The sequence below is a fragment of the Streptomyces sp. bgisy100 genome, from assembly GCF_057709105.1.
The window spans coordinates 37581-49768 of sequence record NZ_JBYITE010000020.1; the positions used below are offsets into that span (position 1 = coordinate 37581).

General features: G+C 73.8%; 10 protein-coding genes and 1 pseudogene. 4 read left to right on the forward strand and 7 right to left on the reverse strand.

Annotation, left to right across the window (positions count from 1 at the left end):
- Positions 1 to 102 precede the first annotated feature (102 nt).
- Together AC3EQ1_RS15900 and AC3EQ1_RS15905 are read right to left on the reverse strand one after the other, a co-directional pair.
- Positions 103 to 2934, reverse strand: a complete 2832-nt coding sequence (locus AC3EQ1_RS15900; RefSeq protein ID WP_432094957.1) for a branched-chain amino acid ABC transporter permease/ATP-binding protein — start codon at positions 2932 to 2934, stop codon at positions 103 to 105.
- 530 nt (positions 2935 to 3464) lie between these two features.
- Positions 3465 to 3764: pseudogene (locus AC3EQ1_RS15905) on the reverse strand (hypothetical protein); the annotation flags it as partial.
- A gap of 342 nt (positions 3765 to 4106) precedes the next feature.
- Between AC3EQ1_RS15905 and AC3EQ1_RS15910 the strand changes: the two are divergent.
- From AC3EQ1_RS15910 to AC3EQ1_RS15925, 4 genes are all read left to right on the forward strand, one after another.
- A complete protein-coding gene (locus tag AC3EQ1_RS15910; protein ID WP_432094958.1) occupies positions 4107 to 4616 on the forward strand; it encodes an MTB12 C-terminal domain-containing protein in 510 nt (169 codons plus the stop codon).
- A gap of 16 nt (positions 4617 to 4632) precedes the next feature.
- The gene (locus AC3EQ1_RS15915) at positions 4633 to 5955 is read left to right on the forward strand and encodes an ABC transporter substrate-binding protein (protein WP_432094959.1); all 1323 of its coding nucleotides are present in this window, start codon (positions 4633 to 4635) and stop codon (positions 5953 to 5955) included.
- A 163-nt stretch (positions 5956 to 6118) separates the two neighbouring features.
- Positions 6119 to 7390, forward strand: a complete 1272-nt coding sequence (locus AC3EQ1_RS15920; RefSeq protein ID WP_432094960.1) for a glycosyltransferase family 4 protein — start codon at positions 6119 to 6121, stop codon at positions 7388 to 7390.
- Positions 7387 to 8358 (forward strand): hypothetical protein, encoded by a 972-nt coding sequence (locus AC3EQ1_RS15925; RefSeq protein ID WP_432094961.1) that lies wholly within the window; start codon positions 7387 to 7389, stop codon positions 8356 to 8358. Before AC3EQ1_RS15920 ends, AC3EQ1_RS15925 begins: the two co-directional genes overlap by 4 nt.
- A gap of 175 nt (positions 8359 to 8533) precedes the next feature.
- Here AC3EQ1_RS15925 and ctaD read toward each other — a convergent pair whose 3' ends face one another.
- The 5 genes from ctaD to AC3EQ1_RS15950 form a co-directional block, all read right to left on the reverse strand.
- Positions 8534 to 10225: an aa3-type cytochrome oxidase subunit I gene (ctaD, locus tag AC3EQ1_RS15930; RefSeq protein WP_432094962.1), complete on the reverse strand. Its 1692-nt coding sequence runs from the start codon at positions 10223 to 10225 to the stop codon at positions 8534 to 8536.
- A gap of 202 nt (positions 10226 to 10427) precedes the next feature.
- Positions 10428 to 10712: a gas vesicle protein K gene (locus tag AC3EQ1_RS15935; RefSeq protein WP_351507438.1), complete on the reverse strand. Its 285-nt coding sequence runs from the start codon at positions 10710 to 10712 to the stop codon at positions 10428 to 10430.
- A 7-nt stretch (positions 10713 to 10719) separates the two neighbouring features.
- Positions 10720 to 10902, reverse strand: a complete 183-nt coding sequence (locus tag AC3EQ1_RS15940; protein ID WP_351507617.1) for a gas vesicle protein — start codon at positions 10900 to 10902, stop codon at positions 10720 to 10722.
- Positions 10903 to 10949: 47 nt separating this feature from the next.
- Complete coding sequence (locus AC3EQ1_RS15945; protein WP_432094963.1) at positions 10950 to 11810, reverse strand: GvpL/GvpF family gas vesicle protein; 861 nt, start codon at positions 11808 to 11810, stop codon at positions 10950 to 10952.
- Positions 11807 to 12187: a gas vesicle protein gene (locus AC3EQ1_RS15950; protein WP_432094964.1), complete on the reverse strand. Its 381-nt coding sequence runs from the start codon at positions 12185 to 12187 to the stop codon at positions 11807 to 11809. The genes AC3EQ1_RS15945 and AC3EQ1_RS15950 overlap by 4 nt, the downstream gene beginning before the upstream one ends.
- Between the last annotated feature and the right edge of the window lies 1 nt (position 12188).

Consider the following 12188-nt stretch of genomic DNA (forward strand, 5'->3'; position numbering starts at 1 on the left):
TCATGGTGCGGCCCCCTTCATGGTGCGGCTTCGTCACAATGCGGCGCCGTTCGTGGTTGCTGCTCCGTCACAGTGCGGCGCCGTTCGTGGGCGCTGCTCCGTTCACGGCGCGGCCTCCGCGAGGACCCGGGCCGCCGGGCCGGTGGCGACGATGCGGCCGGCCGCCATGGCGTACACCGTGTCGGCGAGACCCTCCACCAGGTCGAGATCGTGCTCGACGATCAGCAGCGCCGTCCCGTCGGCGGCCAGTGCCCGCAGCACCCGGGCCAGCGCGGCGACTTCGGCGGTGTCGAGACCTGCCGCGGGCTCGTCGAGGAGGAGGGTGCGCGGGCCGCCGGCGAGGGCGCGGGCCAGTTCGACCCGGCGCAGGGTGCCGGTGGACAGCCCGGCCGCCGGACGGTCGCGCACCGGACCGTCCAGGCCGAGCAGCCGCAGCGCCGGTTCGACGGCCGCTGGGTCGCGCACCCGGCCCTGCTCCGCGCCGATCCGGACGTTCTCCAGGACGGTGAGGGCGGGGAAGACGGCGAGTTGCTGGAACGTCCGGGCGACCCCGAGCCGGGTGCGGGTGTGACCGGGGCGCCGGGTGATGTCCCGCCCGTCGAGCAGCACCACCCCCGACCGGGGACGCAGAGTGCCGCAGAGGCAGTGGAACAGGGTGCTCTTCCCGGCGCCGTTGGGCCCGATGAGCGCTGTCACCCGGCCCGGGGCGACGGTGAGGTCGACGCCGTCGAGCGCGGTGAATCCGCCGTACGTCACGCGGATGCCGCGGGCCGTGAGCCGCCCCGGGCGGGGCGGCGGGCCCGAGGGGGCGACGCTCCGGGACCGCCGCGGGGTGGTGCCCGGTCCGGCGCCGGGGGGAGAGGTGGCCCCGGGCGGCGGACCGGCGGGCGCGCCGGGCCGCGGAGCGGGTTCCTCCGGTCCGGGCCGGTGGGGGAGGAGTGAGCCGTCGGACCACGGGCGGGTACCGCGGGGCCGCGGGCGGCCGGCGCCGGCCCCCGCTGCCGGCGTCGCCGGCACCGGGGCGGCTGCCCGCAGCCGCGCCGCGACGCGTTCGCCCAGCGGGGTCAGGACCGCCGGGCCCCGGCCGTGGACCAGCCGCGCGGCGGTGGAGCGGACCGCGCCCGGCAGCCCGTCCGGGAAGCGGATCAGCAGGACCGCGAGCAGCCCGACGGCCGCGGCCGCGACCCCGCCCCGCGCGCCGGCGTCGAGCCCCACCAGGAGCACCGCCGCGGCCATCGCGCCCAGCAGACTGTCCGCGCCGAGCACCACCACGGCCGCGAACCAGAGCAGGCTGCGCACCGGGTCGTACGCGGCCGGGTCGAACGCCTCCGCTCCCATGCCCAGCATCCCGCCGCCGAGGGCGGCCAGCGCCGCACCGGCGACGAACGCCGCCAGCTTCAGCTCGGGAACCGGGACGCCGGCGGCCGCCGCCCCGGGCTCGTGGTCGCGCATCGCGGCCAGCGCCCGCCCCGCCCGGCCCCGGCGCAGCGCCGCGACGGCGGCCAGGGACCCGCCGAGCAGCACCAGTTCCAGCAGGTAGTACGCGCGGTCGCTGCTGAAGCCGGCCGGTCTGCCCGGGCTCAGTCCGGCCGTCGCGTACGGCTGCGCGAAGACGAAGCGGCTGACCGCCACGCCGATGGCGAGGGTGACCAGGGCGAGGGCCAGCCCGCGCCGGCGGATGGCGGGCCACCCGGTGAGCAGTCCCAGCGGGGCCACCAGCAGGACGGCCACCGCCAGGGCGGGCAGTTCGGGCAGCAGCGGCAGCCCGGGGAAGCGCCCCGCGGCGAGCAGCGCGGTGAACAGCGCGCCCAGACCGGCGTAGGCGGCCTGCCCGAGGGAGATCTGCCCGCCCGTCCCGGTGACGACGACCAGCGACAGCAGCACGACGGCCAGCCCCGGCACCTGCAGTGCCGTCTGCAGGTCCCGGCCCGCGAAGCCCAGCGGCAGCAGCAGGAGCACCCCGCAGACCAGCCAGGCGGTGGTGGCGTGCCGCCCCGCGAGCCGGGCCACCGGAGCCCGGCGGAACGGCCCGCCGCCTCCGGCGTCCTCCGGACCGCCCTGCCCCACGGCCCCGCCGATCCCGGGCACCGCGAGCGCCGCGATCAGCAGCGCGACGACGAACAGATTGGCCCCCACCGCCTGGAGCAACGGCGCCGTCCAGCCCTCCGGGTGCACCTGGGTCAACTGGCTCTGCGCCACCCCGATGGCGAGCGCCACCCCCACGGCCACCGGCAGGCTCCGCATCCCCGCGGCGACGGCCACCGCCATCACCTCCATGACCAGGAGCGGCAGCCCGTACGGGTCGAGCCGGACGTACGGGGCGAGCAGCACCCCGGTCAGCCCCGCGGTGAACGCGCCGAAGGCCCAGCCCGCGGAGGCCACCCGGTCCGCGTCGACTCCGCCGAGGACCGCGAGCCGCCGGTTGTCGACGACGGCCCGCAGCTCCCTGCCGAACCGGGTCCAGCGGGTCACCGCGCCGACCGCCGCGGCCAGCAGGACCGCGGTGCCGAGCTGCACCCACGGGTCGGCGGGCAGCAGGTCCGGGGCGTCCGCCCGGGCGCCGGTGCCCCACAGCAGGGTGGCGCCGCCGACCAGCAGCACGAAGACCCCGAGTGAGGCGACGAGCGTCGGGGCGGGGCCGGCGGTGCCGAGGTCGCGGGAGCGGGCGAGCGGACGGAAGACGGCGAGGTCGGTCAGCAGCCCCAGCACGGGCGCGACGACCAGCAGGCTCACGGCGGCGGCCACGGCGAGCGGCCAGTGCCACCCGACGGCGAACTGCCGCATCGCGTACGCGGTGACCATGGCGACCGCGCCCTGCGCGAGGTTGAGCACCCCGGTGGCCCGGTAGGTGACGATGAGCCCGATACCGGTCAGGGCGGCGGCGCTGCCGACGGCGATCCCGGCGAGGGTGAGCTCGTAGCTGAGCGACCCCACGGTCAGGCCTCGCCCGGCGGGCGGGGCGGGGGACCGGAGCCGGTGTCACGGCGGGGCTCACCGGGGGCCGGTCCCGGATCCGTTCCCGGTTCCCTCTCCGATTCCTCTTTCGATTCCGGTTCTGATTCCGGTTCCGGTCCCGTTTCCGGGGCGGCTCCGGACTCTCGTGCCGTTCCTGGAGAACCCGGCTCCCGGACGGCGAGCTCCGGTTCGCACACCGGACAGGGAGCCATCCCGGTGCCCTGCCCCGCCGCGCCGGCGGTCATGGGGACCGTCTGCGGTTTGCCGGCGACCAGGGGACAGTCCGGCCGGTGCAGCAGGGTGCCGCCCGGTACCGCCACCAGCTCCACCGCCCCGGCACCGGATGTCTCCCGTACGGACGCCGACGGCTGCGCGGCCGGTGAGCGCGCGGCGGGCCCGCGCCCCGGAGCCGGTGGCCCGCCCGGACCGCGTCCGGGCGGACGGCCGTGCCCTGCCGCCGGTCCGCTCACCCGGCCGCCGGCCGTGGGCCCGTTCCCGCTCCCGGTGTCCTCACCCGCCGCGTCCGCACTCCCGGCGTCCTCCGACGCGACGAGCAGCCGGTACAGCTCCTCCACCCGCTCCGCCGCGAGGCCCTGTTCGCCCCGGGCCAGCAGGACCGCGCCCGCCACGATCAGCGCCGCGCCGGGCACCGTGCACGAGGCCAGATACGGAATCTGCCGCTCGGCGAACCGCTCCCCGGACACCCCGTACCAGCCCACCGCGCACAGCACCGCCCCGCCGGCCAGCACCGGCCAGCCGGCCCAGTGCAGCACGGTCCTCGCCCGGCCCCGCTGTCGTGAGGTCCGCATCCGGCCCCCTTGAGGTCCCCGGTGGCTGAACATCGCTCGGGCATCAGCTCCGGCACGAGCACGAGCACGAGCACGAGCACGAGCACGAGCACGAGGCGCCGGGCGACGCCCCGGCCCAGCGCCCGGTCCCAGCCCCGGAGCCCGGAGCCCGGAGCCCGAACCCGGACCCGGTCCCAGCGCCCGAGCCCAGGGCTCGCGGCCCGGCGCCCGATGACCGGGTCCGGACCCGGAGCTCAGCGCACCGGCGGTGCGAATTGCCCGATGTGTTGCACTATGACCGGTTGGGTCACACTCTGAAAGCATCGGACAGACAGGGGTCGACGACACCTGGTGGTGAGCCGGATGGTCCTCGACGGACATGCGCGGGCAGCGGCGTGGACGGCGGCAGGGGTGCTCTTCCTGGGCGGCGTGGCGGTCGGCTGCGGGAACGGCGGCGGAGGTGACGGCGAGCCCTCCCCGACGACGAGTTCGGCTCCGAGGACCACCGGGCCGAGCGATCCCCAGGGAGCCGAGAAGCAGATCAGGCAGAACTGGGAGAAGTTCTTCGACCCGGCCACCTCGGTCGACGAGAAGGCGAAGCTGCTCCAGAACGGCGAGGACCTGCGGCCGCTGCTCCAGGCGTTCAGCGGCGATCAGCGCGGCCGGCAGGTCGCGGCACAGGTCACGAAGGTCACCTTCACCTCGCCCACCGCGGCGGACGTCACCTACAGCCTCACCCTGCAGGGTCGGACCGCGCTGCCGAACGCCTCCGGCAGCTCCGTCGAGCAGGGGCAGGTGTGGAAGGTCTCGGTGAAGACGCTCTGCGCCCTGGTGTCGATGAGCGGCAATGACGTCAAGGCGCCCGGCTGCTGACCGGAGCCGGTGGGCGGTGCTTCTCACGGTGCTGCCGGCGGGTCTGCTGGCGGTGCTGCTGGCCTTCACGGCGGCCTGCGGCAGCCGGCTGCCGGAGAGCGACTTCCACGATCGCGGGACGCCGGGGGAGTCGCGCTCCCGGGAGCCCGCCGGCCGGGCGCCGGTCAAGGTCGGCATCATCACCAGCGCCACCAGCCCGGTCGGCGGCGCCGCCTTCACCGGCCCCCGGGACGGCGCGCGGGCCTACTTCCGCTCGCTCAACGCGCACGGGGGGCTCGACGGCCGTCCCGTCCGGGTCGTCACCTGCGACGACGGCGGCAGCGGCGTCGGAAACAACGAATGTGTGCACCGGCTGATCGACGAGGACAAGGTCTTCGCCCTGGTGGCCACCACCGCGCTGGACTACGCCGGCGCCCCCCGGGTCAGCCGCGCCGGCGTCCCCGACATCGGCGGCCAGCCCATCGGCGCCGCCTACGACACCTACCCGCACCTCTACGGCATCTACGGCAGCCAGGCGCCCCGCAAGGGCGGCGAGCCGGGGTGGGGCGGCACCCTCTACGGCGGCACCGAGGTCTACCGCTACTTCAAGCGGGAACAGGGCGCCCGCACCGCCGCCGTCGTGTTCTACAACCAGGCGGCGTCGGCCGCGTACGCCCGCCTCGTCATGCGCGGGCTGAAGGCCGAGGGCTACCGGGTGGTCCCCGAGGAGGTCGACTTCGCACTCCCCAACTTCCAGGCGGTCGCGGCCGACCTGCGCGCCGCCGGTGCCGATCTGGTCTTCGACGCCATGGACACCCACGGCAACTCCCGGCTCTGCCAGGCGATGGACCGGGCCGGCGTCGAGGTCACCGCCAAGGTGACCAACGTGCAGAACTGGTCCGACGCCGTGCCGGAGGACTACCGGGACGCGCCGGCCTGCCGCAACGCCCTCTGGGCGACAGGATCCAGCCGCAACTACGACGACACCGGCCAATCGGCTGTTCACGCGTTTCGTGACGGAATGCGCGGACAACCCGGCGGGGACACCCTGTCGCAATGGCAACTGGAGGGATGGGCCGCCGCCATGTGGTTCACCGACGCCGCCCGGTCCTGCGGGGACCGGCTCACCCGCGCCTGCGTCGAGCGCTTCATGACGCGCGACGCGCCGTACACGGCACGCGGGCTGCTGCTGCCGGTGTCGTTCACGCCGTCGCCCGAGCCCCCGAAGACCCGGCGGGCCTGTCTGTCCGTCGCTCGTTGGAGTGATGACGCCCGGGGTGGCGCCGGTGGCTGGACCACTCAGGGTGGTGAAATGACCGACAACTGCTTCACCGTTCCACAGCTTCCGTACAAGCCCTGATGTGGGGGGAATCGAATAGGTTCCCGACCTTCGCTACCGATATCGCATCACTTCTGGAACGAGACGGTGATAGAGACCAACCCGTAGCCGGAAAGGGCGGTCTTACCAATCGGTAGGCGGACGAGACGGGCTGTCCGCAGGGAAGCGTGGGATACGGGGACGGATGCACATCTCATTCCTGATTCATAATGCGTACGGCATCGGCGGAACCATCCGTACAACGTTCAACCTGGCACAGACGCTCTCGGAACAGCACGACGTGGAGATCGTCTCGGTCTTCCGGCACCGCGACGAGCCGGTGTTCGACCCGGGGGCGAAGGTACGGCTCAGCCATCTCGTCGACATCCGCAAGGACACGGACGGCTACGAGGGCGGCCGCCCCGAGCACCGGCGACCGGCGAGGGTCTTCCCGCAGGCGGAAGGCCGCTACCAGCAGTACAGCGAGCTCACCGACCAGCGCATCGCCCGCCATCTGCGGACGGTCGACGCCGATGTGCTCGTCGGCACCCGGCCCGGCATCAATGTGCACATCGCCCGGCAGGCCCGCCGCGGCCCGGTCCGCGTCGGCCAGGAGCACCTGACGCTCGACAGCCACTCGGAGGCCCTGCGCAAGGAGTTGCGCGGCCTGTACCCGCGGCTCGACGCCGTCACCACCGTCACCGAGGCCGACGCCACCGCCTACCGCGGGCGGATGCGGCTGCCCGGGGTACGGATCGAGGCGGTGCCCAACAGCGTGCCCGCCCCGGCCGTCGAACCGGCCGACGGCACCCACAAATGGGTCGTCGCCGCCGGGCGCCTCGCCAAGGTCAAGCGCTACGACCTGCTCATCCGCGCCTTCGCCACCGTGGCCGCCGAACGCCCCGACTGGCGGCTGCGGATCTACGGCGGCGGGGCCGAGAAGGACAAGCTGCGCGCCCTGATCGACCGGCTCGGCCTCTACAACCACGTGTTCCTCATGGGCCCGGCCAACCCCATCGAGCCCGAGTGGGCCAAGGGGTCGATCGCTGCGGTCACCTCCAGCCTCGAATCCTTCGGGATGACCATCGTGGAGGCGATGCGCTGCGGGCTGCCGGTGGTCTCCACCGACTGCCCGCACGGGCCGGGCGAGATCATCGACAACGGGGTCGACGGGCTGCTGGTGCCGCCGCGGAACGCCGACGCCGTCGCCGCGGCGCTGCTCGAGCTCATCAACGACGACGAGCAGCGGCAGCGTATGGGCCACGCCGCCCTGCGCGGCTCGGCGCGCTTCGACCCCTCCCGGGTCGCCGGCCGCTACGAGTCGCTCTTCACCGACCTGGTCGCCAAGTGCGGCCGCGGCAGCGCCCGGACCCGGCTGCGCGGCTCCCTGCACCGCACCCAGGGTGCGCTGCTCGGCGGCGCGTACGCCGTCCGGGACGCGAGCCGGGGCGCCCTGCGGAGAGGCAGCCCCGCATGACCGCCGCCTCCGGACCGCCCGCCCCCACCGCTGCCGACCGGTCGGCAGAGACCCAGCCCCGCACCGAGAAGGAGCCCATCGCCGTGACCGTCCTTCCCGTGACCCTCGGCACGGGTACCCCCGACGCCGACTGCATCGCGGACTCCGCGGGCGGTCTCACCTTCGACATCGCCGCGCCCCCGGGCCCGCCGGCCCCGGACGGCTGGGACGCCGCGCTGGTCCTGCGGCGACGCGGCGGCGACGGCGCCGCCGACGAGGTGCGGCTGCCCCTGGTCCACGCCAACGAGCGCCGGCTGCGGGCCGTGCTGCCCAGCACCGTTCCGCTGCCCGAGGGGCGCTGGGACGCGTCCGTGGCCCTCGGCGGCGGCGAACCGGCGCGGCTGGCTCCCGGCATCCTGGACCTGCGCTCCCTCGTCGACCGGCGCCCCGACCCGGACCGGCCCTCGGTGGCCGTCCGCGTCCCGTACGCGACCAAGCACGGCAACCTCTCCGTCCGCAGCTGGCACCGGACCCCGCACGCCGAGGCCGGGGAGATCCTGCTCGCGGACGGGGCGTTGACCGTCCAGGTGCGGCTGTACGGCGTGACCGCGGGCCGGGACGCCACGGCCGAGGCCCGCTGCCGCCGGGACCCCTCCCTGGTGCGGACGGCGGACGCGTGCGCGGAGAGCGCCGTCCGCGGCGGGGGCTGCGACCGGCACCTCGCCTTCACCCTCCCCTACAAGGAGCTGTCGGAGGTCTGGGAGGGCGGCGCCGACCGCTGGGACCTGTGGCTGCGCCCCACCGCTGACGCCGAGCCGGTGCGGATCGCCCGGATCCTCGACGACGTGCCGGACAAGAAGCACATCTTCACCTACCCGGCGCAGCCGGTGCCCGCCCCGCACGGCCCGGCCGAAGTGGGCCCGTACTACACGGCGGACAACAACCTGTCCGTACGGATCGGCCCCGTGGACGGCTCCGCCGCCGCGTGATCCGCCGTCCGGGGCGGCACGCACCGCTGCCCCGGGCCGGCTCAGGCCGATTCCGGGACCGGGACCGTAGCCGTAGCCGGAGCCGGAGACGGAGACGGAGACGGAGACCCACTGTGCTCGGAGCAGTGGCCCCGGACCCCACCGGGGCCGGTCCGTGTTCCGTGGCCCGCCGGTCTCAATCCTCCCACTCGGCCACCGCGCGCTCCCGGCCCGGCGGGGACTCCTCCAGTTCGGCCACCTCGGGGTGGTGCAGATCGAACGCGGGCGACTCCGAGCGGATCCGCGGCAGGGTCACGAAGTTGTGGCGCGGCGGCGGACAGGCGGTCGCCCACTCCAGTGACCTGCCGTAACCCCATGGATCGTCGACCGTCACCTTCCGGCCCTCGCGTGAGGTCTGCCAGACGTTGAGGAGGAACGGCAGGGTGGACAGGCCGAGCAGGAACGCCCCGATCGTCGAGACGGTGTTGAGGGCCGTGAAGCCGTCGGCGGCCAGGTAGTCGGAGTAGCGCCGCGGCATCCCCTCGGCGCCCAGCCAGTGCTGCACCAGGAAGGTCGTCTGGAAGCCGATGAACAGCGTCCAGAAGTGCATCTTCCCGAGCCGTTCGTCGAGCATCCGGCCGGTGAACTTCGGCCACCAGAAGTAGAAGCCGGCGAACGTCGCGAAGGCCACCGTGCCGAAGACCGTGTAGTGGAAGTGCGCCACCACGAAGTAGCTGTCGGTGACGTGGAAGTCCAGCGGCGGGGAGGCCAGGAGGACGCCGGTGAGCCCGCCGAACAGGAAGGTCACCAGGAAGCCGACCGCCCACAGCATCGGCGTCTCGAACGACAGCGAGCCGCGGATCATCGTGCCGGACCAGTTGAAGAACTTGACGCCGGTCGGGACCGCGATGAGGAAGGACAGCAGCGAGAAGAAGGGCAGCAGCACCGCGCCCGTCGCGAACATGTGATGCGCCCACACCACCACCGACAGACCGGTGATCGCCATGGTGGCGGCCACGAGCGTCACGTACCCGAAGATCGGCTTGCGGGAGAACACCGGGAGGATCTCGGTGATGATGCCGAAGAAGGGCAGCGCGATGATGTAGACCTCCGGGTGGCCGAAGAACCAGAAGAGGTGCTGCCACAGCAGCGCGCCGCCGTTCTCCGGCTGGAAGATCACCGCCCCGAAGCGGCGGTCCGCCTCCAGGCAGAGCAGCGCGGCCGCCAGCACCGGGAAGGCCATCAGCACCAGGATCGAGGTGAAGAGGGTGTTCCAGGTGAAGATCGGCATCCGGAACATCGTCAGGCCGGGGGCGCGCATGCAGATGATGGTGGTGATGAAGTTGACCGACCCCAGGATCGTGCCGAACCCGGCCAGCGCCAGTCCCATGATCCAGAGGTCGGCTCCGATGCCGGGCGACCGGGCGGAGCCGTTCAGCGGGGCATAGGCCGTCCAGCCGAAGTCGGCGGCGCCGTCCGGCGTCAGCAGGCTGCCCAGCACCATCAGTCCGCCGAACAGGAACAGCCAGTACGACAGCATGTTCAGCCGGGGGAAGGCCACATCGGGGGAGCCGATCTGCAGCGGCATGATCTCGTTGGCGAAACCGGCGAACGTCGGGGTGGCGAAGAGCAGCAGCATGATCGTGCCGTGCAGGGTGAACGCCTGGTTGAACTGCTCGCTGGAGACGATCTGCAGGCCCGGACGGGCCAGCTCGGCGCGCATCAGCAGCGCCAGCACGCCGCCCGCCAGGAAGAAGGCGAACGACGTGATCAGGTAGAGGTGGCCGATCTTCTTGTGGTCGGTGGTGGTCAGCCAGTCGACGGCGATCTGCCCGGGTGTCCGCACCGGTGCGGGGCCGACGCTCGCCTCCTCGGTCCGGCTGCTCATCAACGTCCCTTCACCCGTCGTGGCGCGAGCCGTCCGGCCGCTGCTCCACGGGAACGTTATGCCCCCTTCGCCGGGTTCGCCCGGCAGCACGCCGCAGCGGAACGCCGGTCCACCGGGCGGGAGCCACCGCGCAGGCCCGGGCCTCCGCCCGGCACCCGGGGCCTCGGTACGGGCCGGTGCACCGGTTCCCGGCCCGCACCGGTCAGTCGCGGGGGAGCAGCGGGCCCAAGGGGCCGAGGTCGATGTTGAGGTCCTCCGGTTCCAGCCCGAACTGGTCCCGCAGCTCCTCCATCTTCTCGGCGAGCAGCATCAGGGTCAGCCCGATCCGCTCCTCCTGGTCCTCCGTCAGGTCCCCCTGGTCGACCCGGCGCAGCGCCTGACGTTCCATGAGCTGGCGCAGCAGCTCGATCAGGGTCAGCACCAGGCGCATCAGATCGCGCTCGACGGTGTCCCGGTCCAGTTCCAGCCGGTTGTGCGGACGTTCCACGCCGCCGTCACCCCTCTCCGGTGTCCCACGGCGACGGCACGTTCTCGTTCACCGAGCTGATGAGCGCGTGCAGATCGATCCGGACCAGATCGACGTCGGCGATCCGCAGCGTCAGGTCGCCGGCGAGGACGACTCCGCCCGCGAGCAGCCGGTCCAGCAGGTCCACCAGCGCGATCTGCCGCTCCGCCATCGGCTCCGGGAACGGGGGCGGCGACGGGGACGGGGACGGTTCGATGGTCATCGGGCCGTCCCCTCCGCCCCGGAGGCCCGCCCGCCCACGGTGCCGTTCGTCGGGCCCGCGCCGGTGCCGGCGTACGCGTCGGAGTCGGCCGAGGTGAACGAGTACGGCGCCCAGGGCCCGGTCAGCTCGATCCGCAGCCCGGCGGCCCGGTCGGCCAGTTCGCTCACCAGCGAACGGAACGCCACCGCCTCCTCCCGGTCCACGAGATAGGCGCCGTTGAGCACGTTCTGCCCGCTCGCCCCGGAGAGCCGGGAGTCCTGCGGGCGGTGCAGCCGGGAGCGTTCGGCGAGTCCGGTGAGCGCCTCATGGGCCTCCCGTGCGCGGTCGTCGGCCTGCTGCCGGGTGCTCTCCTGCGTCTTGCGCTGCTGCTGCCGTTGCCGCAGGTAGTCGCGCCCCGAGGCGGGGCGCGCACGGCCGGCGGCCGGGGCGGCGGAAGCGTCCGCGGGGGCGGACGGGCCGCTCTCCGTGTAGATCTTCACGCCCCACTCGTCCCGGCCTTCCAGCAGGGCGAACGCCGGCCCGAACCGCTCCCGGCCCAAGGCGAGCATCTGCCGTACGCCCTGCTCGTCGCGGTAGACCGTGGCCAGCCGCAACGGCAGGGCGCAGCCGGTCGCGGCGACCGCGTCCACCACGTGCTGATGCGCGCGGGCGGTCCGTTCCAGCCAGTCGAGGTCCTCCAGGTGCGCGCGCAGCGGCGCCTCCTCGAAGTCGGCGGCGGGCACCGCGGTCACCGCGGCCGCGAGCCCGTCCTCCGCGACCACGGCCACCGGCGCCCCGCCGATGCCGCGCAGGTCCTCGGGCAGCCGGCAGTCCGCGGAGCGGGTCACCGCATAGACGTAGCTCAGCAGCGCGGTCATGACCTCTCCTCCCGCCGGTCCGGCTTCTTCCGTTGCTCGGAGCCGTCCGGCAGTTCGGGCTTCCGCCGCTCCGGATCCCGCTGTTCGAGGGCGGCGATCCGGTCGCGGAGCTCCTGGTTCTCCGCGGCGAGTTCCCGGCTGCGGCTGCCCGAGGACAGCGCCGGGTCGTGCTCCCACCAGTCGATTCCCATCTCCTTGGCCTTGTCGACCGAGGCCACGATGAGCCGCAGTTTGATGGTGAGCAGCTCGATGTCGAGCAGGTTGATCTTGATGTCTCCGGCGATCACGACGCCCTTGTCGAGCACCCGTTCCAGGATGTCCGCCAGGTTGGCGCTGCTGCCGGAGGAGCCGTACGGCTCGGGCAGGGTTCCCGTCATT

Coding starts and splice junctions, on each gene's coding strand:
- AC3EQ1_RS15950 (WP_432094964.1), bottom strand. CDS start 12,187: ATGACGGGAACCCTGCCCGAGCCGTACGGCTCCTCCGGCAGCAGCGCC.
- AC3EQ1_RS15910 (WP_432094958.1), top strand. CDS start 4,107: ATGGTCCTCGACGGACATGCGCGGGCAGCGGCGTGGACGGCGGCAGGG.
- AC3EQ1_RS15925 (WP_432094961.1), top strand. CDS start 7,387: ATGACCGCCGCCTCCGGACCGCCCGCCCCCACCGCTGCCGACCGGTCG.
- AC3EQ1_RS15920 (WP_432094960.1), top strand. CDS start 6,119: ATGCACATCTCATTCCTGATTCATAATGCGTACGGCATCGGCGGAACC.
- ctaD (WP_432094962.1), bottom strand. CDS start 10,225: ATGAGCAGCCGGACCGAGGAGGCGAGCGTCGGCCCCGCACCGGTGCGG.
- AC3EQ1_RS15940 (WP_351507617.1), bottom strand. CDS start 10,902: ATGGCGGAGCGGCAGATCGCGCTGGTGGACCTGCTGGACCGGCTGCTC.
- AC3EQ1_RS15945 (WP_432094963.1), bottom strand. CDS start 11,810: ATGACCGCGCTGCTGAGCTACGTCTATGCGGTGACCCGCTCCGCGGAC.